Origin of the sequence: Ligilactobacillus pabuli, assembly GCF_022836475.1 — a bacterium.
Classification (GTDB): domain Bacteria; phylum Bacillota; class Bacilli; order Lactobacillales; family Lactobacillaceae; genus Ligilactobacillus; species Ligilactobacillus pabuli.
In genome coordinates this window covers 60,408-82,476 of the sequence record NZ_BQXH01000011.1, presented here as the reverse complement: position 1 = coordinate 82,476, position 22,069 = coordinate 60,408, and the positions used below count along the sequence as shown (strand labels likewise).

Sequence of the window (22,069 nt, the reverse complement as noted above, 5' to 3'; positions counted from 1 at the left end):
CTTTCTCCCGTTTCACTTCACCCTGTTATCTTAGGAGGTATTATCTCATGCTTGAATTAAAAAATATTACCAAAAAATTTGGTGACCGCACTATTTTAGATCACCTCAACTTAGAAATTCCAACTGGCGAAATTTTGGCGATTGTTGGCCCTTCCGGTGCCGGTAAAACAACTCTTTTACGTTGTTTAAGTGGGCTGGAAACTCCCGAAAGCGGGTCTTTTCTACTGAACGATCAACCCTTTGACCCCACCGATCCAGCTAACGCCGACCAAATTATTGGGGTTGTTTTTCAAAATTACCAACTATTTCCCAATCTGACTGTTCTGCAAAACATTACTCTCGCTCCCAAATTAGTACTTAAACAAGATGCACAAACTGCCACAGCTACTGCACTCGAGCTTTTAGACGAACTCGACCTAGCCGGCAAAGAACAACTGTATCCTTACCAGCTTTCTGGTGGACAACAACAACGGGTGGCAATTGTCCGCGCTCTAGCCATGAAGCCTCAGGTCCTTTGTTACGACGAACCAACTTCTGCGCTTGACCCAGCACTCCGGGAAAAGGTCGGAGAGATCATCTTAAATTTGAAAAAGAAACACATGACACAAGTGATCGTCACCCATGATCTAACATTTGCCAAACAGACCGCTGACCAAATCTTTACCGTGAACGCTTTGGATGCCCAAGGGGGAAAATAATTGTGCCTATGAAAAAAATTAACAGCTTTTTTCTACTGCTGGCCAGCCTCTTATTACTCGGAGGATGCAGCCTCTCCGTGGGTAAAAAAGCTGATCAAACTGACAATTGGACTGCCATTCAAAAACGAGGAACGGTCACCATCGGCCTAGACGATACCTTCGTACCGATGGGCTATCGCCAAAAAAATGGGCAGCTTGCTGGCTATGATATCGACCTCGCAACCGCCTTTTTTAAACTATATGGCATTAAACCCAGTTTCCAAACAATTGACTGGTCCATGAATGCCACTGAGTTGAAAAACGGGACGATCGACCTGATTTGGAATGGTTTCACTAAAACACCCGAAAGAGAAGCCAAAGTTGCTTTTAGCAAAACTTATTTAAGTAATGATCAAGTCTTGGTCTCGCTCAAAAAAAATCACATCGATTCTTACGCTGATATGCAAGGCAAAGTCTTGGGCGCACAAACTGGCTCTTCCGGTTCCAACGATATCAACAAATATCCAAAACTACTCAAAAATCGCATTAAAGACCACGAGCCCGTGCTCTATGAGTCATTTACCAATGCCTTTATTGACCTAACTTCTGGTCGGATCCAAGGTCTCTTGATCGACAGTAGTTACGCTGACTACTATGTCGCTCACCAAAAGAACCCCCAGGATTTCCAAATGATTCGTGGTGCTTTTCCTAAGGAAGCATTTGGCGTCGGCATGCGGTTTAGTGACCACACTCTGAAACAAAAGATCAACCAAGGACTTGACCAACTTGCCAAAAATGGCACGTTAGATAAAATCAACCAAAAATGGTTTGGTGATAAGGCTGATTCGCCGTTGTTAAAATAAATAGCACTACACCTTTTAGCTAAAAAAGAGTAGAAACCAACAGTTCTCAGTTGATTTCTACTCTTTTTTTGTATTAATTATAACAAAACGCTTTTTAGTCGAGCTCCGTGAGGCAGAAAGATCCACCCATCCAAACTCAGGGTCAACGTCTAAACCACATTAACTCCTGAGTCTCGCTGTTGCTCACTTTCTCCCGCTTCATTTTTCTTTGTTTTCTTAGTCGAGCTCCAAAACTCAGAAGATTCCGCCTAAAAAGCAAAGGACTTCAATGCCAAGTACGCATTAAAGTCCTTTGCTCCTTAGTGCTCGTCTTCTAGACGAGTTTTTCCACTCTGTTATTTATTTTTCGCGGAATTCACCTTCCACGAATGAATCATCATCACGCTGGTCATGATCTTGATGATCATCTGGCATGATCATCGCCGCTAATACATACAACAGGATTCCGCCAACCACGTTTCCTGGGAAAATTATCAAAAATGCCCCAACGATCCGTACAATCGTCTTATCCCAATCGAAGTATTCGGCTATCCCGCCAAAAACCCCACTAACGACACGGTCGTTTGACTTCACTAGTTGTTTTCTTTTTTTTGCCATTATCATTAACTCCTTTAACTATTAATAAACTGTGCTGATACTTTAATTCTTTTATGCTTGCAAATCATGAGCCGTTGCCGAGTCGGCATGACCAACTGGAACAAAGACTTCATCTAAACTTTCCTTATAATCTGTCCACATTTTATAAACCTGCTCTAAGTGTTCCTCGCCGGTTGCGGTAATTTGATAATACCGTCGGTTCCTGCCTTGGTATGGTTGATCGTAGGTCGTTACATAGCCGTCCTTTTTCAACCGCCGTAAGACTGGATACATCGTCGATTCCGAAATCGAGATCGCCTTTTGCATTTCTTGGGTCAAGGCATACCCGTAATAATCTTCTCGATTTAATAAAGCTAAGACCAGGCCGTCAAGCAGATCAGCGGTTACTTGAATTTTCATCAGCAATGCTTCCTTTCTTCAAACGTCCTGTCTAACGGACCGTGTTGTCTCCATCAGTATTCTCGATCACAAAGACATTTTGCGTCTTACCACTATGGAGTCTGCCGTCTTCATTAGAATTGCCGAAAACATGATTATCACCATCGGTCGTTGCCACATCGAAGCCGCCAGCTTTCACATTGGTCAAGATATTGTCACCATCCTGGTTATACAAGTGATAGCCATTCGTGACAATACTTTCACTCATGTGCACGTCACCATCTGACACGTTCATTTTTCCACCAGCCAAAGCAACATTACGGACCGTAACATCCCCATCGGCCTGCTGAATTTCAACATTCCGCAAAGTTCCGTCCTCAACTACAACATCGCTGTCATTGCTGGTGATCAAGCCAGCCAGTAAGGTCGTATTTTGCAAATGGATCTGGTTACTATCCCGCATTTCGATGTTGGCATTATCGATGTTCATATTTTCTAATTGTAAATCACCCTCAGAACCTAAAGCTTCCAGGTATGCGGTACTAATGCCCTGGATCTTCGTTGTCCCATAGTTATTCAGATTCCGGATCTTGGTTAATTTGACATTGTCCGGCACAAAGACCGTAATGTGATTATTTTGTCCCTGCTGGCTGTCAAACCACCGGAAGCCAATAAAACCGTTTGATCTTTGGCTTGAACCCTTTTGGCGGACCGTTAACCGATCATTCACAACTTTGACGGTTGGTCGTGCACTTTGACGACCATGGTATTCGACCCGATAACTAGTGCCGCGCTTGATCGTTACATCAGCGTTATTAGTTGTTAAGTCAATTTGCGCAAATTTTTCTGTTGGGTACTGTTGCTTAAAGTTAGCCTTGTTGCTATAAACCATCGGCCGCCAGCCGTTAAAGACGACACTTTTAGCACCATGTGCGAAACCGCCGATCACCAACAAAATGATGCTGACTGCTAAGAGCAGCCACCCAAACTTAAATGATTTCTTCATTATTCTCTGCCCCCTTTACGTTTGCCGTATTTACGGTAAATGAACCGGGAAAAGTTCGCGATTCCCTGAATCACAGCGGCACAGAGCCAGTATAAAATTGGGATCACGATCATTAACACTGCCACTGCCGCTAAGGAACCACCAATATAGAAGAGACCCACAAACGGGGCACTAAATAATAAGCCCAGTCCGGCATACAATGCCATTCCCGCAACCACGACCGCAGCTGCGATCATTACAACTAAGGAAATGACGATCCCCAATAAAATTGCACCGATCACGATCAAAGCTATTAAGGCAAAAAAGCCAATTGCCAACGTAAATGGTGACGTGATCACTGCTAAAGCAATCAACCAAATCATCCGTGAATTTGAATGCGGTGAGGCAAAACGCCCCGCTTTAGACTCCCGTTCACTTTGTTTGATCGACTGATCAGCTAGGATCGTCCGGCTCAACTGCCGTGGTGTTCCCAGTTCCTTTTCAATTTCCTCTCGAGTTTCTAGACCTGCATCGGCTAAATATTCTTCGTAATATTCCAGCACACTCTTTTTTTCATCTTCATTCATGCCACTTAAATAGTCTTCCAAATCTACTAAATACCTTGCTTTGTCCATTTTACTCCCCCCTCGTAGGTGAACTACTAATTGTTTATTTTACTCTATGGCAATATTATATAATGTATAATATTAAAAGTAAAGCAATAATGTAAGATGATGTTAAAATTTCGGTACCATCGGCTCTGATCGCCCCTTGTGTGCTTGACAATTCCAACCTTTCCCATTAAAAAAACCAGCACCCACATCTGCGTAGGTACTGGATTTTTGGCTTATTTAAGCTTATTAACGAACTCAATTAATGATTCTTTGCGATATAATCGTTGGTTACATTGTCTGCTGTCAGTGCAGATATAGTTGCCTTTTTTGTATAACGTCCTTCACTACCCTTGTTGGTCAGCGCCATGAACATCACAACGTTGGCTTCTTGGTGACAAATCGAACAGAAACCTTTGATAGCGTTGGGAGAAACACTTCCCACCACACCACTCAATTTTTCTTGCTCATCGTAGTAGAGGAGGAACTTTTTCTGGGTTCCAAGATCATTCCAACCAATATAAGTGTAGTCACGCAAATCTAATTGATTAAACTTTGGCACCTTCAGTTTTTTAGTCTTACGAAAAACTTTTTCCACTTGTTTTTGTGTCGGTTCCTTGAAGGGGGCAACATGTTCTTTGAATGTTTCCAGAAACTGGTTCGCCGCGCGTCTTCTCAGCCGGATATCTGTCACAAAATCAATGATCTTAGTGACCTCTTCTGCTGAGAAAGGTAACAGTGCCTTAATTTCTGTGGCTGCCATTGTCTGAATCGCATCGATCGTCCGATAATCGTTGACGGATTCATAGTTGTGGATCAAGTTATAAATCATACTTTTAAGATACATATATTGGTCTGGTTGAATTTTAGTTTGCATAAGAATTCCTTTCTTTGATTACGAACCAGTAGAAAGAAAATCCTGTTCTAGTGGTTCAGTTAATAACACCGATTAACCTGTCCACTAGAAGATACATTACGTATCATCCTATCACCTCCGATAGCTATGCAAGTATAGCAAAATCTAACTAATAACGCAATTTCTACTGGCCAAATCTGAAGCAGGGGTTTTGCATTCCCCGTTTCAGCGCGTAAAATGGTAAGATAAAAGAAGACAGCGCACAATGTTCAATCTGCTTGTTTCACCAAGCATTGCACCACTACTCGTACTATTATTTGAAAAGGAGCTTATTTTATGGACGCAGAATTAACTGGTTTTACTAACGTACAAAAGCTTGACCCTGACATTCTCGTTGACTTACGCTACGCAACGACCAATAATTTCACTGGTCAGGTCGTTTACGACTTTACTACAGCCATCGCGCGGACCGGCACTGCCCGCAAATTAGCGGTCGCTAGCTCCATCGTCAAAAAGCAAGGCTACCGGCTCAAGATCTGGGATGCCTTCCGCCCGACTAAGGCGCAAGAACGACTCTTTGAAGTCTACCCTGACCCTGAGTTTGTCGCTCCACCCGATGAAAACTACAGCCATCAAAAAGGTGTCACTTTTGACCTAACACTAACTTTCGCAAACGGGGAAGAATGTCCAATGCCATCTGGGTTCGACGATTTTACCGGCAAAGCCAGACGCTCTGCTCCCTGGACGGAAGAGGCCACTAAATATCATCAAATCTTGGACCAAGCCATGACTCAAGCCGGTTTTCTCGGCTACGAAAGTGAATGGTGGGACTTCCACGATTCACAAGCCGACGAATATGGTCCAATGCAAGCAGATCCTAACGATTACAAATAATTATTAGGACACTGGTTGCAAAACTTGGGGCCAGACTGAATGTGTTTGGCCCTAAGACTGTAATACAAGGGAGGTTCACTAATGGAACGCCAACTAACACGCAAAGAACTCACTTTACAAAGTATTAAGATGTCCTATTACGACTCCGGGGCAGGCACACCCATCATTTTACTGCATGGCTTCCCTGACTCGGCCGATGTCTGGCGCAAAGTTGCCCCGCATCTAGTTTCGAACGGCTACCGGGTGATTGCGCCTGACTTGCGCGGCTTCGGCGACTCGGAAGCGCCGATTGCTGTCGGGAGCTACCAGCTCAAATATTTAATGAAAGATATCATTGAATTAAAAGAAAAACTGGACTTAACGGGTCCAGTCAAACTTGTCGGTCACGACTGGGGCTCGATTCTTGGCTGGTCGTTGATCACTCTTTATCCGGAACACTTCAGTTCCTATGTTGCCATCAGCGTCGGCCATCCACGAGCTTACTTCAATGACGGCGGCTTTGAGCAGCAGAAAAAAGGCTGGTATACACTGGCCTTTCAGTTCCCTGATTTGGCAGAGAAAATGTTTTCGCAAAATGACTGGGCTGTTTTACGCCTGTTAATGAACGACTCGCCCGAATTGAATTCTCACTGGATCCCCGACTTAAGTCGACCTGGGCGGTTAACCGCAGCGATGAATCTCTATCGCGCGAACATCAAACCGCAAACAATGAAACTACCATTTCCACCCACACCAGTCCCTGTTTTTGGGATTTTTGGCAAAGACGATGCTTTCTTAAGCCAGGCACAAATGGCGGCTTCCCATAAATATGTGGGCAACTCATTTTCTTATGAGACCATTAAGGGGCACCACTGGTTACCACTAGAATATCCCGAACTTGTTGCTGAGTTAATGATGAATTTCTACAATTTGCCATTACCTGCAGCCAAAAGTTCACTCAAGTCAACAGAAGCCAAGGCTTGGGAAAAAGTCTTACATGTCGCCAAAAAAATGACAGATTAAATATTACGAGCACCCTGTTAGTTAGCATTAGTTAACTGGCAAGGTGCTCTTTTATTGACAGGAAAAGGGGCAGATTTTGGACCAGCCGTAGCTCTCGCAAAGTTTGGTCCAGGAACAAGTTTGTGGATCTAAGTCTCCCAATGTTTGGTCCAGAAACGAATTTGTGGGCCTAAGTCACACGAGGTTTGGTCCACAAAATCCCGTTCACGCAAAAATTACGGAACAACCAGGAACCAGCCCTGATCATTCCGTAACCTGATGCAAATTTTGTTAAGTCTAACAGCCTATAGTTCACTTTCAGCGTAACGAGCAGTCACGACTTTCCGGTGAGTATAGAATTCTACACTGTCTTTTCCGTTGGCATGCAAGTCGCCAAAGAATGAGTGCTTCCAGCCTGAGAAAGCAAACCAAGCCATCGGAGCTGGAACACCTAAGTTCACGCCAAGCATTCCGGCGTCAACATTTTCACGGAAGTAACGGATCGCCGAAGCGTTGCTGGAATACAAGCAAGCACCATTCGCAAATTCTGACTTGTTTGCCAAAGCAACAGCTTCTTTGACATCTTTAACTCTAGTAATGGATGCCACTGGTGCAAAGATTTCATCCTGCCAAATCTTCATATCTGTAGTAACATTGTCAAAAATAGTTGGTCCAACGTAGTAACCTTTTTCTGGCAAGTCATCCCGACCATCCAAGACTAAGTCAGCACCTTCATCGACACCCTTTTGAATGTAATCGAAGGTCCGGTCACGTGCTTCTTTCCGGATCACTGGCCCTAAGAAGACATCTTTATCGAGACCATTACCGATCTTGATATCTTGAGCTGCTTTCTTAAATTTGGCCATGAATTCATCAGCAATCGCCTCTTCCAAAACAACTACTGAAGCAGCCATGCAACGTTCACCAGCTGAACCGTAAGCACCACCAATGATATCTTGAACAGCGCGATCAAGATTGGCATCTTTCAAGACAACCACATGGTTTTTAGCACCTGTCAAAGCTTGCACACGTTTCAAGTTAGCAGTCCCAGTTTTATAGACATATTCGCCGACTGGTTTTGAGCCAACAAAACTAATTCCACGAACTAATTCATCCGATAACAAGGTATTAACTACATCATGGGCACCGTAAACCACGTTGAAGACCCCTTTAGGGAAACCAGCTTCTTCAACTAATTCCACAATTTTTTCCATCAACAGTGGTGTTTTTTCTGAAGGTTTCATAACCACAGCGTTCCCACAAGCTAGGGCCATTGGGAAGATCCAGAAAGGAACCATCATTGGGAAGTTAAATGGTGTAATTGCACCAACGACCCCAATTGGGTAACGGTAATTCGTAATTTCAACATCTGTTGCTGCCGTTGAAATTGAATCACCCATCATCAAGTTCATAATGCTGGCTGCATTTTCTACGTTTTCAATTCCGCGGCCCACTTCGCCTTTAGCTTCAGATAAAGCTTTACCATTTTCAATGGTGATCAAGCGAGCGAGTTCATCTGTATGTTCAACTAACAGATTTTGTAATTTGAACAAGAGACGTCCTCTCTTAGGAACAGGGACTTTAGACCAAGACTCAAAAGCTGTTTGTGCAATTTCAATTGCTTCATGAGTCTCTTCTGGTGTTGAAAACGGAACTCTAACTAAAGGTTCCTCAGTTGCTGGGTTCATTACATCTTCAAATTTTGTGGCTTTACTGTCAACCCACTGGCCGTTGATATAGTTTTTTAAAGTACGTGTCATCGAATATTTCCTCCTATTTTGCGTAACTGTATTCAGGTTTGGCGGCGTAGCTATAGTCATAGCATGTCCGGTATAAAGCAACGATTTCTTCGTGGCTTGGGACTTTCGGATTATTAGCTGGGCTGCCTGAATCAATGGCATCTGTGGCCATCTTATCTAAAACTTTTTCAAATTCGTCCGAATCAATGCCCCAGCCTTGCAAGTTAGGGATTTCTAATTCCTGACATAAAGTTTTGACTTCGTTAATGAACAAATCAGCTAATTCTTCATCTGTCCCTGTTGCTTCTGGATGGATAGCTTGTTCGATTTCAGCCAATGGTTTGATAGCAGCGTCACGGGTGTAATCTAACACAGCTGGTAACAGCATTGCGTTAGAAATACCATGAGGCACATGGAACAAAGCACCGATTGGACGTGACATTCCGTGAATCAAAGTCACTGACGCGTTAGAGAAGGCTAACCCTGCTTCTAATGCAGCGAGTGACATCTTATCACGAGCTTCAATATTAGTTCCTTCGTTATAGGCTGTTTTGATATTTGCCGTAATTTTTTTAATTGCAGAGATGGAGAAAGTTTGGGTCAGCGGCTGAGCCTTAACTGAGAAGTAAGATTCCATCGCATGACATAAAGCATCTAAACCAGTTGCTGATGTCACACTCTTTGGACTGGAAACCGTCAGTGTTGGATCCACGACTGAGATCTTAGGTAAAAAGGCACTCTGCTTGATCATCATTTTTGTATCATGAGTTGTATCGGTAATTACTGTCACATTTGTGGCTTCTGAGCCTGTTCCAGCAGTTGTTGGGATCGCAATTAAAGGCACTGGAGCATTTTCAGCAATCCGGTTTTTCATGAATTCGCCGATATAGTAGTCATTGGTTGCCACAACAGAAACTGCTTTGGCTGTATCAATACAGCTGCCGCCGCCTAGAGCAATAATCACGTCGCCATGATTTTCTTGGAAAATTTTGAGAGCTTCTGCCACAAAAATGTCTGTTGGTTCGGTATTAGCTCCTAAGTAATTAAAGGTGTTCAAGCCAGCTTCTTCCAAAATTTTTGTAATTTGGTCCAGATAACCTAATTTTTCCATCATCTGGTCGCTGACGATAAAGACGTTCTTCCCATAGGCGCGGGAGATAGTTCCTAATTGCTGTAGAGAATCTTTGCCATAAATAATTTTCTGCGGTGTTTCAAAAACGTTCATCTTCATACCCCTCCAAAATTTTAAATTGTGTCATGTACACTAACCTATATAGCAATTTGCGTGCCAACTTTAAAACCCTTAAATAAAGCGTTTTCACTTTGATATAGTGTCCATTATTAAGCAATTTGATAGACATGTTGTCCAAATAAATGTACAATAAAACGTAAATTGGAGGTGTAAGCGATTCCAAATACTAATCTACCCCAACCAGAATATTTACAAACCGATAATGTTGTCAGCAAATGGATGACCGCTGATCCAATCACGATCAACATCCATCAGACCATCAACGAAGCAATCCAAGCTTTTAGCAGTCATAATTTTTACGGGATCCCAGTGACCGATAATCACGGTTTTTTGCACGGCATGATCACTAAGTCCTCAATTATGCTGGCCTTGTATAACAACCAGTCGACTGATGAATCAATTCAAACTATCATCGAAACATCCTTTGACTACGTATCACCACTAGACCCCTTAGAAAAAGCAGTCAACATGCGCGAAGGCTGCTTACCCGTGATTACGAGTGATGGCAAGTTAACTGGAATTATTACTAGGACCGATTTGTTAAAAGCACGTTCTATTCAAGTCGATACTGTTCAAACAACACTGTCGACCATGACGATTTTACAACAAGTTTTAGATAGTACTTACGAAGGTGTAGTTGTCGTGAACCATGAAGGTAAAATCACCGAAATCAATGAAGCTTACTGTAAACTGATCAACCAGAAAAAAGAAGACGTTTTACATCACCCAGTGGAAGAAGTGATCGATAACACTCGTCTACAGCAAACTTGTAAGACCGGAATCGAAGAACGTAATCAGCTGCAGCGGATCAACGGTCAGGATATGTTAGTTCACCGGATCCCACTCACCGCTAATGAGCGGGTCATTGGCGCGATGGGCCTCTTGATTTATCGGGATGTCGACGAAATGTTTTCACTGACTAACAAACTAGCAGAAAGCTTTCGCCACCCTGATTTGGGCAAGCAAGCCAAGGAAAACTTTTATCTCGATCAAATCATCGGTTCGTCAGCCAAAACGCTGGATTTGAAAAAACAAATTGCTAAAATTGCCCCACTGCCCTCCAATGTTTTGATCACCGGAGCCAGTGGAACAGGGAAAGAACTCTGCGCGCAAACTATTCATAAGCTCAGTCAAGCAGCCTCTGGTAAATTTGTCGCCATTAACTGTTCAGCGATTCCAGAAAACTTATTGGAATCTGAACTGTTTGGCTACGTGGACGGTGCCTTTACCGGAGCACTGAGAAGTGGGAAAAAGGTAAATTCGAATTAGCAGAAGGCGGCACGATTTTTTTGGATGAAATTGGTGATATGCCTTTATACATGCAGGCCAAACTATTACGGGTCCTACAGGAAAAGACGATTGAACCGATTGGAGCTGACTTCTCTAAGAAAATCAATGTTCGGGTCATCGCAGCCACTAATCAGGACCTAGCAGAAAAAATTACTAACAAAGAATTTCGGGCAGACCTGTTTTATCGTTTGAACATCTTGTCCATCGAATTACCTGTGCTACAACAAAACACTGCAGATATTAGTGAATTACTAGAACACTATCTCCAACATTTTGCTGACAAATTTCAGCAAAAAATGCCGACGCTTAGCACGGACGCCTATCAGGCCCTCATCAACTATTCTTATCCGGGCAACGTTCGTGAACTGGCAAATCTCTGCGAAGCGCTCGTTGGCTTATGTGAAAATAACCGCATCACCTTAGCTGACCTGCCGGCTCGGATCACTGCTGATACTAACGTTTCGAGCAGTGATTTATCTACTCAAACTAAACAAAGCGAAAAAGAAATCATCCGTCAAACACTCAAGGAATGCGATGGCAACAAGACTCGTTGTGCCAAAGTCTTAAAAATCCAGCGGTCAACACTATACAATAAAATCAGGAAGTACGGATTGTAAAACAGAGCGACATGAAACGGTTAGAAGATGAGCACCAACTTCCAAATAAATAGCACCCAGTAAGTTAGTGAATGACAACTTGCAGGGTGCTATTTTTTCTGGACCATCCTTTGGGAGACCTGGGTACGCAAATTTGATATGATGTACACGTTACTTTCTCATACTTACGTCTACAGGAGCTGCTGTACACATTACTTTTCCGAACTTACGTCTACAGTTCTCGCTGTACACATTACTTTTCCAAACTTACGTCTACAGAACAGTAACTACTCGTGAATTTCTAGTGGTAATCCATCTGGATCATGGAAAAAGGTCATCCGTTCGTTAGTAAATGTATCACGGCGAATCGGTTCACACTCGATTCCGCGGGCAGCTAAGTCCGCAACTGCTTGTTTAACATTTGCCACCTTAAACGACAGGTGCCGCAACCCCAAAGCCTCGGGATTTGAAACTCGCTGCGGTGCTGTTGGTTTGATAAATAGCTCAATGATTAACGCTGAACTTGCCAAATGAAAGAGGATATCCCCTTTCTCTGGACGAGCATCACGAGTTTTGACAGTAAAGCCCAACTGGTCTACATAAAAATGCAACGCTGCTTGTTCATCATGACAAATAATTGCCAGGTGATCAACTTGGTTAAATAACATCTTTTTCACACCTTTCTGATCCGAACTGCTTAAAGCAACTCCTTTGATTCCCCTGTGAATAAAAAACAGGCCTCGTTTGTGCGAGCACCTGTTTCATAGTTTGATTAACGTTTATCTGCCAAGGTCTCGTCAACCTCTTGAATTTTTTTACCAATCGACTTCACAGTTTGTACACTGTTTTCGTATTCAGGATAGCTCATGTCGATCGTATCTAGACATGTTTTAACCTGGTTCTTAATCACAGCTTCACTCTCAACACCTTTTTTAGTCAGTTCGATGTAAACCTTACGCCCATCTTCTGGCACGTGTGTCCGGGTCAACCAGCCATCTTTTTCCATCCGTTTCAACAATGGTGTCAAAGTTCCGGTATCAAGTTTCAACCGAGAGCCGATTTCTTTAATCATCAGTGGTCGTTTTTCTTCCCATAAAACTAAGAGGGTCAAGTATTGGGGGTAGGTCAAACTAAAGTCTCGTAAAGACTCCGAATAAAATTTTGTGTAAAATTTTTGTGCAGAATAAATTGCGAAACAAAGTTCATTTTCAAGATGTCCTGGTTCATATTCTTTCATGAGAATTCTCCTCTTTCAAAATCATAATTTTTTAACATCAACCAATTCTCCCAAACTAACCTTAAATCGGGGTGACTACAACCGTCCGACGTGGTTCACTGCCACGGGAGTGTGTTTCAACGTGCGGATTATCCGCTAAACTCTTATGGATTACTTTGCGTTCTAACGCAGGCATTGGATCAAGCGCTAACGGTTTACCCGCTGCAATCGCGTCTCTGGCGGTCTTTTGAGCCAAATGAGTTAAAGTCTCAGCCCGTCGTTCCCGATAATCAGCGACATCCAAAATCACGCGAACCCGCCGACGGACCCGTTTGTCTAAAAAGTCCTGCGCTAAGAGCTGTAAGGAGTTCAGAGTCTTACCGCGTTTTCCAATCAACAGTCCTTCATGATCAGTTTCAAAGTCATAATAAACTGTATGTTTTTCAGGTGTCACATTGATTGTCGCACTGATTCCCATATTTTTAGTGACTTCTGCCAAATAATTGCCGAGTTCCACTAAAACTTCTTCAAACGATTTTTCCTGCTGTTCCTTAACTGCTGCCCGCTGACGAGCTTTGGCCTGTGGTTTAGCCACTGACTTTTGCGCGTGCGTTGCAGGTTTAACAGCTGGTTGCACTGGTTCTTTCTGTGGAGCTGGTGTAACCGTAGTCTCCGCTACAGGTTGGGGGTTCACTGGTTGAGCTGGCTGTTTTACTTCTGGCTCAACTGGTTTGACTGTTAGTTCAACTTCTGCCAACTGCTTGCCGATGCCCAAAAACCCTTTTTTCCCTTGTGAGAGCACGTGAAGCTCAACTTGTTCACGTGTCACACTTAAATCAGCCAAGCCGGTCGCAAGCGCCTCATCGACTGAATTTCCTTCATATTTCGTTGGTGTTCCCTCCTGACGCCTAACAATTATTTATTCGTAAAAAACTACTACTAAGAGAGCATAGTTACCATAGTTTAGTATAACACAACATAGTTCTTGTGCGTCACGTTTTTAGCAAATCTCACAAAGTCATTTGACCGATAATAATGCGGTTTTATGCTAACAGTGGGACTTTACATCAATCAACGCTGAGAAAATTTTAAAAGTTTGCTCAATCTTTCATTTGTTTGGCAGGAATCTGATTTTCTTGCATTGCCAGCTTGAATTGTTGTACCTGAGCAGCTGGATCTGTTGCCTGCATGACATTAGAAACCACTGCAACTCCTGCTGCCCCAGTATTAGCCACGGCGTTGACCCGTTCTGGCCGCATTCCGCCGATTGTATAAACAGGAATCGTGACTGAATCACAGATAGCTTTAAAGGTTGCCACGCTGGTTTGGACAGTCTTAACATGAGTCGTAGTTGGGAAAATTGCACCACAGCCTAAATAGTCCGCCCCTTCACTGGCTGCAACCGCAGCTTGGTCTAAGGTTTTGGCAGTCGCACCAATAATGGCATCTGGGCCTAAGATTTGCCGGGCAATTTTGACTGGAATATCACTTTGACCTAAGTGGACTCCAGCAGCTCCACTCGCCTGGGCAATGTCGATTCGATCATCGATCAATAATGTCAAGTCATACTTGTCTGTGATTTCCTTAACTCGGTTAGCCCAGTCTAGTAATTCTCGGCTGCTGCCTTCTTTTTCACGTAATTGCACCATATCAACTCCTGCCTGACAAGCAGTGTCGATCACTGCTAAAAATTGGTCATCCGTTAGGTTAGTATGGTCAGTGATTAAATAAAGTGGTCCTAATTTTTTCAAAATATTTTCTCCTTTTCAAAACAAAAATAACACGCTACAATAAGTATCATAATACAAAAAGTCTATGGGGTGCCATTAAAGCTGAGAACAAACCCATGAACCTGCTCTGGATAATGCCAGCGAAGGGATAGATCGTCAATTAAAACATGACAGTTAAGTCTATTCGTTTGAACGCTAACGGATAGGCTCTTTTTCTATTCACTTAATTTTAGCGCAAAACCGTTAGACTTTTAAACTTTATTTAGGAGTGTTTTCTATGTTAGCTACAAATTCACGCATCAAAAAAATCACGCTCGTCGCGCTAATGATTGCGATCGATGTGGTCTTATCACCAATTTTTCGAGTCGAAGGAATGGCTCCCATGTCTAGCGTGATCAACGTGATTGCTGCCCTCTTACTAGGTCCCGTTTACGGCACGATTATGGCCGTCATGTGTGGTATCATCCGGATGTTATTAATGGGGATCCCACCATTGGCACTGACTGGTGCCGTTTTCGGAGCTTTGCTGGCGGGTCTATCTTATCGTTGGGGCCACAAGGTCTGGTACGCGATGCTAGGTGAAATTATCGGGACCGGAATCATCGGTTCCCTACTTTCTTACCCAGTAATGGCCTGGTTTACTGGCTCCAGCAACGATTTGTACCTTTTCTTTTACACCCCGCGCTTTTTCGGGGCGGCTGTGATTGGCTCTGTGGTTGCCTACCTGATTTTACTCAAATTAGCCAAAATCAAGCCTTTCACTGAGGCCCAAAAACTATTTTGGTCAGCAGAATTCTTAGCGAAGGAGTGAGTCTTATTTCTCAAATAAACTTAAAACCAGCTTTCCCACTGGCAAAGTCGCCGTTAGTTCACTGCATCACCAACGATATTTCATTAGAAACAGTCGCTAATGCACTCTTATATGTTGGTGCCAAGCCGTTTATGGCAGACTACCCAGTTGAATTTGCTGATGTCTTTGTTCAAACGGATGCCGTGTTACTCAACTTAGGTCATTTGTCAGCTAAGCAAGTGGAGGCTTTACAGCAAGCGGCAACTTATGCCAAACGAACTCACAAACCCACCGTCTTAGATGTGGTGGGCATCAGCGCCACGACTTTACGGGCAGAACTGGCTCAACAATTACTAGAAGCACTACCGGCCGGTGCTGTCGTCAAAGGCAATTTTTCCGAAATGCGGACTCTGGCTGGTTTACCCAGTCACGGTCGAGGTGTGGATAACAATCCGCAAGACCAAGCCACAACTTTAGTCACTGAGCTAGCTAATAGTTTATCCAAATTAGCCCAAGATTTTCCGCAAACAATCTTTTTAGCAACTGGCGCCACAGATTTAGTGGTCACTGCCAAACAAAGACTTCTATTGCACAACGGCGTCCCTGAGCTAGACCGGTTCACTGGATCTGGCGACATCGTTGGTGCATTGATTGCTGCAGTATTAGGCGATGGTCAAGCGCCATTAACCGCTACTCTCAATGCGGTCAGCTACCTGAATCTCTGTGGTCAACAAGCCGCAGCTCTACAAACAAGCACCAGTGGCCTAGCGACTTTCCGACACCTAACCTTAGACCAATTATCATTAATTTGGCAGGACCGCGCTTGGGCTAATAGCACACAGATTTCAGAACTACCATAGTAACTAGAAAAAAAGAGTGCCAACAATTGTTCCTGCTCTAAAGCAGCTCAGTTACTGGCACTCTTTTTCTAGTTAGTGCTCATTTCTTTCCAAAAACCACAATAACTACCATACTCAAGCACACTAGGGTAGTTTCTCCAAGAATTCTATTTGTCTAATCAAAAAGCCTGCAGTAACCGGAAAGTTGCCTTCCGCTACTGCAGGCTTCTATTAAGTCTTGTGTTTATTAGTCGAGCTACGTGAAACAGAAAGTTCCGCTTATCACAACCCGACCTTCAATGCCTAAAACGCATTAAAGGCTGGGTCACGATAATGCTCGCTTTCTCCCGTTTCTCTCCGCTCTGTTTTAGATAAACTCAGTCACTGCTGCCGCAATCACAATAATGACCAAGCCAATAATTGTGATCGTCATTTCCTTTTTGGTCTTCTTTTGACCCAAAACCCAAATTCCGGTCAAAGTTGCTAAAACTACGGAAGTTTGTGAGAGAACAAAGCCTGTTGCCAAGCCGTTCATATCTGGTTGCGCTGAAATCAAATAGGTTAAGGCCCCGAAGGCGAAGAAGAAGCCAGCAATAATTTGTTTATAGGAAACTACATCCGTTAATGGTTTTTCATCTCCACGTGACAAGCCTTGGATAATACCATACACGATCCCGACAATTAACATTCCAATGGATTGCGGTAAGAAAGCATGCATCCCGTCCAAACCTGCTGCTTGCGGTGCGGCAGAGTATGTCCAGTAGCCGATTTCACCAACCGCTAACAACAAAACTGCCTTTTTCAAATAACCAGTCTTCTCGGAGGTCTTATTTTCACTCCAAACCGTCATATATGCGCCAACAATGATCACCAGTAAAGCAATAATCCCAATCAGCTTACTGTTAGCACCAGACCAGTTACCCAAATAAAAGGCACCCCATAATGATGCACCCAACAACTGGAAGGCTGTGGTGATTGGCATCGCCCGTGACGAACCAATTAAGCTAAAAGATTTAAAGGTGATGATTTGTGCAACGGCCCAACCGATTCCAGAAATCAATGATAAGACTAATGCTGAACCATGGGGAATCGCTAACCCTTGTGTCACAGCGAAAATTACGGCGAAAATGAAGGTTCCGATCGTCGCTCCTAAAATTTGGTGCGAAGGTTTGCCCCCAATTTTCGAAGCAACTGTTGGAAATAAGCCCCAGCCTAATAAGGGTCCCAAACCGATCAAAAGCGCAACTACGTTCATGATTTATCCTCCTAATCAAAACAACTAACTTTTCTCTTTTTCTCTATTGTTAATTCTCTCTAATCAATCAGCTCTGCCTGACCTCTCCAAATCAGACGAGTTGTACTACTAACTGCTTGTTACTTAAAAGACAACATTGCTTTCCAGCATGATGTTAGCAAATGGCGTCATTTCTCCTGTCCGCACAAATGCCTTACAATCCTTTAAATCAGCCTTTAATTCCTCATGAGTAATGAATTCAATTGGTGTTTCTGGCAAACGTTCTTGGATCTGCTTGAGCATTGCTGGGTTTTCAGTTTTAATTTCTTCAGCTAAATAGATTTTTTGAATTTCCAATTCTTCCAGCACGTTGTTCAAAACGTCCATAAAGGCTGGAATTCCGCGAGTCACTGCTAAATCAATTTTTTCTGTGCCAGCAGGAACCGGTGTCCCCGCGTCCCCAATTGCTAATTTGTCAAAATGTCCCATTTGTGAAATTACCCGTGAAAGATTGGAATTGATAACTGCTGTCTTTTTCATGAATTTTGCTTCCTTCCGCTATTCAAAACACTAATTACTTTAATATATCTGTTCTGTCCTATTCTTAGGCTAAAGTTGGATCTCTTTTTTGTAAGGAATTGATGGTTGAGCACCATAACGTTGAACTGTCATTGATGAAGCCTTATTACCAAATAAGATTGCATCTTTCAAATTAGTAAAGTCTGGTTTCAAAACGCTGCTCATTGCGCCAATAAATGTGTCACCTGCAGCAGTTGTGTCAACAGCTTTAACTTTAAAGGCTGGGACTAACTCACTAGTACCATCATAGTCATAAAAGGCACCCTTAGCACCAATCGTAATGATCACGACAGCGACACCCATTTCATGCAGGCGATCCGCTGCTTGTTTGGCAGAAGCTTCGTCAACGACACGAATTCCTGTGATCGTTTCAGCTTCAGTTTCGTTAGGAGTGATCATATCAGTCACCTTTAATAAATCGGCTGAGATCTGGTCTTCACCTGGTGCTGGGTTCAAAATAGTTTTAACTCCAGCGGCTTGAGCAATTTCAAAAGCCTTAGTTGTTGCTGGAATTGGGGTTTCAAACTGGGCGATCACAAAGTCACTACCAGTGATCAGGTCGCTTTTGGCTTCGATTTCGGCTGGACCAAAGCCAAAGTTAGCACCCGCATAAATTGTGATCGCATTTTCACCTTCATCATCAACTGTAATAAATGCTTGTCCAGTTGATTCATTGGCCAAAGTTGCGATCCCAGTCAAGTCAATGCCTTCATTTTCAAGCAGTTCCAGCATCTGCTTACCTGGCGCATCGTTACCAACGGCACCGATAAAGGTTGTTTGTGCTCCAGCACGTGCTGCAGCAACAGCTTGGTTAGCACCCTTGCCACCGCCAGCTGAATAATGTTCTTTCGCGTGAATTGTTTCACCAGGCTTCACCATCCGTTTAACTCTCAGGTTGGTATCTAGGTTAATACTCCCAACAACTGTTACTTTATTCATCAAAATCCCCACCTTATCAATCTTTTTAGCTGAGCCAAAACAAATTAGGTAAAACGTTTTAGCGCTTCCGACAAAAAAATAATAACACCTTTTGAAAGCTATTTCAAGGGTGCTGTTGAAAAACGTTGAACTAATTTCACAGGAAGAATCTTCTCTTTGGCTTGTTGTTCCGGCCGATGCAAGCGTTGTAATAGCATCTTGGCTGCAGCCTGACCTAGGGTAAAAGTTGGCTGAGCAATCGTCGTCAGCGCTGGCGTCACATACTGACACGGACCGATATCATCGAAACCGATCACACTATAATCAACTGGAATTTCTTTGCCAGCTTCCTTTAAACCTTCGTATAAACCAAAGGCGATCAAATCATTAATTGCAAAAATCGCCGTGACATCTGTCGCTAAAATTGCTGGTGTCGCTGCTTGACCGCCCGCAGTCGAAAGCTCACCATCGATCACTACTGCATCAGGATACACGCTCGCAAATCCTTCGTACCTGCGCCTAACGTTAACTGTCGCATTTTGCGGTAAAACAACCGCCACTTTGCGGTGTCCCAATGTTTTCAAATGCAAGGCTGCTTGTTTGCCGCCATCGAAGTTGTCTGTTTGAACGGCATCAACTAGGTCGGTCTCTGTCTTCTGATCCATCACGATCATTGGTAAATTTTGTGCTTGCAGTGCCTGATAAATCGACTGATCTGAAAAAGCAGAGCTGGCAATGATCAAGCCATCGACACCTCGCCGAATCAAATCTTCTACGTAGTGACCTTCTTGTTGCTCATCCGCGCCCATGTTATATAACAAAGCGACATATTCTTGTTGATTTAAAATATCTTGGATTCCCAAAAAAAGTTGCGCAAAAAAAGGATTGGAGATATCTGGGACTAACACACCGATCAAGTGACTCTTTTTAGTCACCATTCGTTGTGCATAAACGTCTGGGACATAGTTTAATTCTTTTTTCGCGGCCCAAACTTTTTGAATTGACTCCTGACTAAAGCGTCGGGTATTGCCATTTAAGATCTGCGAGACAGCAGTAATTGACAAGCCGGCTTGTTTGGCCACATCTTTGATCGTGACTTTTTTCTTATTCATGTTAAAATTGCCTTCTTATTGGGTAAATTAATGTTAGTTCTTCTTTAGTATAGCAAATGGCTCCCCCACTTACACTAGCAGAGTGAAGTGCGGCAAATTAAAAAACGAAGACGATTGAAAGCCGACTTCTAATGTACTTTTGTCATTAGGAACCGAGCTTGAATCATCCTCGCTTGCTGGTTTGATAATCTAATCTGCTTGTTGGTCTGCATAGGCCCAGTGATTCAGCGGTCCGTGACCGTGACCAACCTGGATCGTATTTGCAATAGCTGCTTGGATATACGCTTTGGCAGTATAAACAGCTTCCTTTAAAGTTGCACCTTTCGCTAATTCAGCGGCCATACAAGAAGATAAGGTATCGCCTGTGCCATGAGTCCGCTTGGTCTTAATTCGTGGTGAACTCAACCATAAATCAGTGTGGTCTGCAAACAAAACATAGTCAGCCGCTTCGTTAGTAGCTAAATCCAAATGACCACCTTTGATCATGACGTTTTGCACGCCCAACTGTTGCAACTCATGAGCAGCGGCCTGCACTTCCGCTTTCGTCTGCAATTTTCGACCCACAAAACGTTCAGCTTCGACCAAGTTAGGTGTTACTAAGGTTGCTAGTGGTAAGAGCTCATCTTTAACTGTTTGAATAGCATCATCTGCCAATAATTGTGCGCCGCCTTTAGCGATCATCACTGGATCGACGATCAATGGGCCAAAATCGTATTTACGTAAATTTTCGGCGACACAGTGCACCCGCACCGCATCTCCTAACATTCCTGTTTTGCAGGCTTTGATTTCAAAATCAGCTGCCAATGAAGCACACTGTTCATCAATCATCTCGGTAGGCATCATCATTGAGCGTTGGACGCCAATCGTATTTTGAGCCGTAACTGCTACAACGACTGCCGTACCAAAAACACGTCTAGACTGCATCGTTTTCAAATCGGCCATGATTCCCGCACCGCCGCCTGAATCGGTCCCCGCTAAAGTTAAGACCTGGGGAAATGAGTTAATTTGTTCTTCCATCGCTATGATTCCTCCTAATTTTTTGCAAGTTAGGCTGCAATCGGGTCAAAAAAAGACGCCCATCACTGGACGCCCGTCTATGTAGTCAGAATAATCCCACTACTAGTGCATAAATTTAACGTCCCTACGCAAGTATTAACTTACAGGTTCAAAGGGTCCGGAACTATTCCGTCTCAGCCAACTGGCACCCCTCGTAATATGTTTTGAATACGTTTTAATCATAGCAGATTAACCGTCGGAATTAAAGCTAATTTGCAAATCTAACTTTGGCTAAACATTGAAAACATTTTAAATGTAAGTTATCCTAGCATTAATAAAAACAGGAGGGGATTTTATGGTTGATTGGAAATTTGGAAGCTATAAGTTAATTTGGTGGTTAATTGCAATGGTTATGTGTCTTCCAGCCAATTTCATAAGTGGCTGGTTTCAATTAATTGTGTTGGTCATTATATTGCTGGTTTTATTTAGTGCCACCTTCTTATTTGAAAAGAAAAAACCCCAACTCAAGGAAAAAAATCGGCAAACAACTATTAGCTACTTTCGTGGTATTTGTTTTTTGCTAATGGTGATTATTTATTTTGCTGTAACTCAATCAATTACAGATTTCTACAATTTGCAATTTAGCGGGATGTTTCCACTCCTTTGCCTAGCGTTGCTGGATATTCTCCCCTCATTTTTCACAAAAACTATCCCAAATGAGTACTAAATTCGAAAATTTTCATTTAAGTTAAAAATTTCACATTCATGTTGACTATTTCCATCTAATTAACTACAATTTAGTTGGATTTGAATGTAACCGTTTCCATTTTAGAGTGTGTCGGTGAGTTTTTCGTACACTTCAATCCCAGCAATCTTAATCGGACTGATCTTGTACTACTAACTCAGGTCTTTTTGTTGGAATATTGGGTGTTTTTT

General features: G+C 43.0%; 25 protein-coding genes, 1 pseudogene and 2 riboswitches. Of the genes and pseudogenes, 10 read left to right on the top strand and 16 right to left on the bottom strand.

What is annotated here, in order from left to right; all coding sequences use genetic code 11:
- Nucleotides 1-47 precede the first annotated feature (47 nt).
- Nucleotides 48-698 carry an amino acid ABC transporter ATP-binding protein gene (locus LPAF129_RS06800; protein ID WP_244055421.1) on the top strand — a complete coding sequence of 217 codons (651 nt, stop codon included), beginning with the start codon at nucleotides 48-50 and terminating at the stop codon, nucleotides 696-698.
- A gap of 8 nt (nucleotides 699-706) precedes the next feature.
- Nucleotides 707-1,540, top strand: a complete 834-nt coding sequence (locus LPAF129_RS06795) for an amino acid ABC transporter substrate-binding protein (RefSeq protein ID WP_244055436.1) — start codon at nucleotides 707-709, stop codon at nucleotides 1,538-1,540.
- Between the two features lie 339 nt (nucleotides 1,541-1,879).
- Here LPAF129_RS06795 and LPAF129_RS06790 read toward each other — a convergent pair whose 3' ends face one another.
- From LPAF129_RS06790 to LPAF129_RS06770, 5 genes are all read right to left on the bottom strand, one after another.
- Nucleotides 1,880-2,137 carry a PspC domain-containing protein gene (locus LPAF129_RS06790; RefSeq protein WP_244055420.1) on the bottom strand — a complete coding sequence of 86 codons (258 nt, stop codon included), beginning with the start codon at nucleotides 2,135-2,137 and terminating at the stop codon, nucleotides 1,880-1,882.
- Nucleotides 2,138-2,188: 51 nt separating this feature from the next.
- A complete protein-coding gene (locus tag LPAF129_RS06785) occupies nucleotides 2,189-2,536 on the bottom strand; it encodes a PadR family transcriptional regulator (RefSeq protein WP_244055419.1) in 348 nt (115 codons plus the stop codon).
- 31 nt (nucleotides 2,537-2,567) lie between these two features.
- Nucleotides 2,568-3,521 (bottom strand): DUF4097 family beta strand repeat-containing protein, encoded by a 954-nt coding sequence (locus LPAF129_RS06780; protein WP_244055418.1) that lies wholly within the window; start codon nucleotides 3,519-3,521, stop codon nucleotides 2,568-2,570.
- A complete protein-coding gene (locus tag LPAF129_RS06775; RefSeq protein WP_244055417.1) occupies nucleotides 3,521-4,135 on the bottom strand; it encodes a DUF1700 domain-containing protein in 615 nt (204 codons plus the stop codon). Before LPAF129_RS06775 ends, LPAF129_RS06780 begins: the two co-directional genes overlap by 1 nt.
- 238 nt (nucleotides 4,136-4,373) lie before the next feature.
- Complete coding sequence (locus tag LPAF129_RS06770) at nucleotides 4,374-4,988, bottom strand: FusB/FusC family EF-G-binding protein (RefSeq protein ID WP_244055416.1); 615 nt, start codon at nucleotides 4,986-4,988, stop codon at nucleotides 4,374-4,376.
- A 315-nt stretch (nucleotides 4,989-5,303) separates the two neighbouring features.
- Here LPAF129_RS06770 and LPAF129_RS06765 point away from each other — a divergent pair, with 315 nt between their 5' ends.
- Together LPAF129_RS06765 and LPAF129_RS06760 are read left to right on the top strand one after the other, a co-directional pair.
- Nucleotides 5,304-5,861: a M15 family metallopeptidase gene (locus LPAF129_RS06765; protein WP_244055415.1), complete on the top strand. Its 558-nt coding sequence runs from the start codon at nucleotides 5,304-5,306 to the stop codon at nucleotides 5,859-5,861.
- Between the two features lie 81 nt (nucleotides 5,862-5,942).
- Nucleotides 5,943-6,863 (top strand): alpha/beta fold hydrolase, encoded by a 921-nt coding sequence (locus LPAF129_RS06760; RefSeq protein WP_244055414.1) that lies wholly within the window; start codon nucleotides 5,943-5,945, stop codon nucleotides 6,861-6,863.
- A 284-nt stretch (nucleotides 6,864-7,147) separates the two neighbouring features.
- On the opposite strand, the gene LPAF129_RS06755 is transcribed toward LPAF129_RS06760, so the two are convergent.
- On the bottom strand, nucleotides 7,148-8,602 hold the full coding sequence (locus LPAF129_RS06755; RefSeq protein ID WP_244055413.1) for a CoA-acylating methylmalonate-semialdehyde dehydrogenase: 1,455 nt from the start codon (nucleotides 8,600-8,602) through the stop codon (nucleotides 7,148-7,150).
- A gap of 13 nt (nucleotides 8,603-8,615) precedes the next feature.
- Nucleotides 8,616-9,806 carry an iron-containing alcohol dehydrogenase gene (locus tag LPAF129_RS06750; protein ID WP_244055412.1) on the bottom strand — a complete coding sequence of 397 codons (1,191 nt, stop codon included), beginning with the start codon at nucleotides 9,804-9,806 and terminating at the stop codon, nucleotides 8,616-8,618.
- A 246-nt stretch (nucleotides 9,807-10,052) separates the two neighbouring features.
- Here LPAF129_RS06750 and LPAF129_RS06745 point away from each other — a divergent pair, with 246 nt between their 5' ends.
- The 3 genes and pseudogenes from LPAF129_RS06745 to LPAF129_RS11290 all read left to right on the top strand — a co-directional run bounded on the left by LPAF129_RS06745 (nucleotide 10,053) and on the right by LPAF129_RS11290 (nucleotide 11,740).
- Nucleotides 10,053-11,102 (top strand): sigma-54-dependent Fis family transcriptional regulator, encoded by a 1,050-nt coding sequence (locus tag LPAF129_RS06745; RefSeq protein ID WP_244055411.1) that lies wholly within the window; start codon nucleotides 10,053-10,055, stop codon nucleotides 11,100-11,102.
- A gap of 11 nt (nucleotides 11,103-11,113) precedes the next feature.
- Nucleotides 11,114-11,332 (top strand): annotated as a pseudogene (locus LPAF129_RS11295) (sigma 54-interacting transcriptional regulator); the annotation flags it as partial.
- Between the two features lie 6 nt (nucleotides 11,333-11,338).
- Nucleotides 11,339-11,740, top strand: a complete 402-nt coding sequence (locus tag LPAF129_RS11290) for an AAA-type ATPase lid domain-containing protein (RefSeq protein WP_444979785.1) — start codon at nucleotides 11,339-11,341, stop codon at nucleotides 11,738-11,740.
- A gap of 266 nt (nucleotides 11,741-12,006) precedes the next feature.
- On the opposite strand, the gene gloA2 is transcribed toward LPAF129_RS11290, so the two are convergent.
- The 4 genes from gloA2 to thiE all read right to left on the bottom strand — a co-directional run bounded on the left by gloA2 (nucleotide 12,007) and on the right by thiE (nucleotide 14,686).
- Nucleotides 12,007-12,387: an SMU1112c/YaeR family gloxylase I-like metalloprotein gene (gene gloA2, locus LPAF129_RS06735; protein WP_244055409.1), complete on the bottom strand. Its 381-nt coding sequence runs from the start codon at nucleotides 12,385-12,387 to the stop codon at nucleotides 12,007-12,009.
- Nucleotides 12,388-12,491: 104 nt separating this feature from the next.
- Nucleotides 12,492-12,956, bottom strand: a complete 465-nt coding sequence (locus LPAF129_RS06730; protein WP_244055408.1) for a MarR family winged helix-turn-helix transcriptional regulator — start codon at nucleotides 12,954-12,956, stop codon at nucleotides 12,492-12,494.
- Nucleotides 12,957-13,017: 61 nt separating this feature from the next.
- Entirely contained in the window at nucleotides 13,018-13,851 is an 834-nt protein-coding gene (gene jag / locus LPAF129_RS06725; RefSeq protein WP_265747353.1) for an RNA-binding cell elongation regulator Jag/EloR, read from the bottom strand.
- Nucleotides 13,852-14,035: 184 nt separating this feature from the next.
- Complete coding sequence (thiE, locus tag LPAF129_RS06720; RefSeq protein ID WP_309296503.1) at nucleotides 14,036-14,686, bottom strand: thiamine phosphate synthase; 651 nt, start codon at nucleotides 14,684-14,686, stop codon at nucleotides 14,036-14,038.
- A gap of 55 nt (nucleotides 14,687-14,741) precedes the next feature.
- A riboswitch (TPP riboswitch) is annotated at nucleotides 14,742-14,831 on the top strand.
- A gap of 111 nt (nucleotides 14,832-14,942) precedes the next feature.
- Here thiE and thiW point away from each other — a divergent pair.
- Together thiW and thiM are read left to right on the top strand one after the other, a co-directional pair.
- Nucleotides 14,943-15,476, top strand: coding sequence for an energy coupling factor transporter S component ThiW (gene thiW, locus LPAF129_RS06715; RefSeq protein ID WP_265747330.1), 534 nt, complete (start codon nucleotides 14,943-14,945; stop codon nucleotides 15,474-15,476).
- Complete coding sequence (gene thiM / locus LPAF129_RS06710) at nucleotides 15,473-16,315, top strand: hydroxyethylthiazole kinase (protein ID WP_244055406.1); 843 nt, start codon at nucleotides 15,473-15,475, stop codon at nucleotides 16,313-16,315. The genes thiW and thiM overlap by 4 nt, the downstream gene beginning before the upstream one ends.
- 346 nt (nucleotides 16,316-16,661) lie before the next feature.
- Here the strand turns inward: thiM and rbsU are convergent, their stop codons facing one another.
- From rbsU to thiD, 5 genes are all read right to left on the bottom strand, one after another.
- Entirely contained in the window at nucleotides 16,662-17,549 is an 888-nt protein-coding gene (rbsU, locus tag LPAF129_RS06705; protein ID WP_244055405.1) for a ribose/proton symporter RbsU, read from the bottom strand.
- A 123-nt stretch (nucleotides 17,550-17,672) separates the two neighbouring features.
- Nucleotides 17,673-18,068 (bottom strand): D-ribose pyranase, encoded by a 396-nt coding sequence (rbsD, locus tag LPAF129_RS06700; protein WP_244055404.1) that lies wholly within the window; start codon nucleotides 18,066-18,068, stop codon nucleotides 17,673-17,675.
- A 69-nt stretch (nucleotides 18,069-18,137) separates the two neighbouring features.
- Nucleotides 18,138-19,046: a ribokinase gene (rbsK, locus tag LPAF129_RS06695; RefSeq protein ID WP_244055403.1), complete on the bottom strand. Its 909-nt coding sequence runs from the start codon at nucleotides 19,044-19,046 to the stop codon at nucleotides 18,138-18,140.
- A gap of 98 nt (nucleotides 19,047-19,144) precedes the next feature.
- Nucleotides 19,145-20,137 carry a ribose utilization transcriptional repressor RbsR gene (gene rbsR, locus LPAF129_RS06690; RefSeq protein ID WP_244055402.1) on the bottom strand — a complete coding sequence of 331 codons (993 nt, stop codon included), beginning with the start codon at nucleotides 20,135-20,137 and terminating at the stop codon, nucleotides 19,145-19,147.
- A 189-nt stretch (nucleotides 20,138-20,326) separates the two neighbouring features.
- Complete coding sequence (gene thiD / locus LPAF129_RS06685) at nucleotides 20,327-21,154, bottom strand: bifunctional hydroxymethylpyrimidine kinase/phosphomethylpyrimidine kinase (protein ID WP_244055401.1); 828 nt, start codon at nucleotides 21,152-21,154, stop codon at nucleotides 20,327-20,329.
- Nucleotides 21,155-21,258: 104 nt separating this feature from the next.
- A riboswitch (TPP riboswitch) is annotated at nucleotides 21,259-21,356 on the bottom strand.
- Between the two features lie 132 nt (nucleotides 21,357-21,488).
- Here thiD and LPAF129_RS06680 point away from each other — a divergent pair.
- Entirely contained in the window at nucleotides 21,489-21,860 is a 372-nt protein-coding gene (locus tag LPAF129_RS06680; protein ID WP_244055400.1) for a hypothetical protein, read from the top strand.
- Nucleotides 21,861-22,069 lie beyond the last annotated feature (209 nt).

Bases quoted from the DNA above. Each gene is read 5' to 3' on its own strand.
- rbsR (WP_244055402.1), bottom strand. From the start codon at position 20,137: ATGAATAAGAAAAAAGTCACGATCAAAGATGTGGCCAAACAAGCCGGC.
- LPAF129_RS06745 (WP_244055411.1), top strand. From the start codon at position 10,053: ATGACCGCTGATCCAATCACGATCAACATCCATCAGACCATCAACGAA.
- LPAF129_RS06760 (WP_244055414.1), top strand. From the start codon at position 5,943: ATGGAACGCCAACTAACACGCAAAGAACTCACTTTACAAAGTATTAAG.
- rbsK (WP_244055403.1), bottom strand. From the start codon at position 19,046: ATGAATAAAGTAACAGTTGTTGGGAGTATTAACCTAGATACCAACCTG.
- LPAF129_RS06730 (WP_244055408.1), bottom strand. From the start codon at position 12,956: ATGAAAGAATATGAACCAGGACATCTTGAAAATGAACTTTGTTTCGCA.
- LPAF129_RS06775 (WP_244055417.1), bottom strand. From the start codon at position 4,135: ATGGACAAAGCAAGGTATTTAGTAGATTTGGAAGACTATTTAAGTGGC.
- LPAF129_RS06780 (WP_244055418.1), bottom strand. From the start codon at position 3,521: ATGAAGAAATCATTTAAGTTTGGGTGGCTGCTCTTAGCAGTCAGCATC.
- LPAF129_RS06800 (WP_244055421.1), top strand. From the start codon at position 48: ATGCTTGAATTAAAAAATATTACCAAAAAATTTGGTGACCGCACTATT.
- LPAF129_RS06790 (WP_244055420.1), bottom strand. From the start codon at position 2,137: ATGGCAAAAAAAAGAAAACAACTAGTGAAGTCAAACGACCGTGTCGTT.
- LPAF129_RS06795 (WP_244055436.1), top strand. From the start codon at position 707: ATGAAAAAAATTAACAGCTTTTTTCTACTGCTGGCCAGCCTCTTATTA.
- LPAF129_RS06765 (WP_244055415.1), top strand. From the start codon at position 5,304: ATGGACGCAGAATTAACTGGTTTTACTAACGTACAAAAGCTTGACCCT.
- LPAF129_RS06680 (WP_244055400.1), top strand. From the start codon at position 21,489: ATGGTTGATTGGAAATTTGGAAGCTATAAGTTAATTTGGTGGTTAATT.
- thiD (WP_244055401.1), bottom strand. From the start codon at position 21,154: ATGGAAGAACAAATTAACTCATTTCCCCAGGTCTTAACTTTAGCGGGG.
- rbsU (WP_244055405.1), bottom strand. From the start codon at position 17,549: ATGAACGTAGTTGCGCTTTTGATCGGTTTGGGACCCTTATTAGGCTGG.
- rbsD (WP_244055404.1), bottom strand. From the start codon at position 18,068: ATGAAAAAGACAGCAGTTATCAATTCCAATCTTTCACGGGTAATTTCA.
- thiW (WP_265747330.1), top strand. From the start codon at position 14,943: ATGTTAGCTACAAATTCACGCATCAAAAAAATCACGCTCGTCGCGCTA.
- LPAF129_RS06770 (WP_244055416.1), bottom strand. From the start codon at position 4,988: ATGCAAACTAAAATTCAACCAGACCAATATATGTATCTTAAAAGTATG.
- LPAF129_RS06750 (WP_244055412.1), bottom strand. From the start codon at position 9,806: ATGAACGTTTTTGAAACACCGCAGAAAATTATTTATGGCAAAGATTCT.
- gloA2 (WP_244055409.1), bottom strand. From the start codon at position 12,387: ATGTTATTTAACCAAGTTGATCACCTGGCAATTATTTGTCATGATGAA.
- LPAF129_RS06755 (WP_244055413.1), bottom strand. From the start codon at position 8,602: ATGACACGTACTTTAAAAAACTATATCAACGGCCAGTGGGTTGACAGT.
- LPAF129_RS06785 (WP_244055419.1), bottom strand. From the start codon at position 2,536: ATGAAAATTCAAGTAACCGCTGATCTGCTTGACGGCCTGGTCTTAGCT.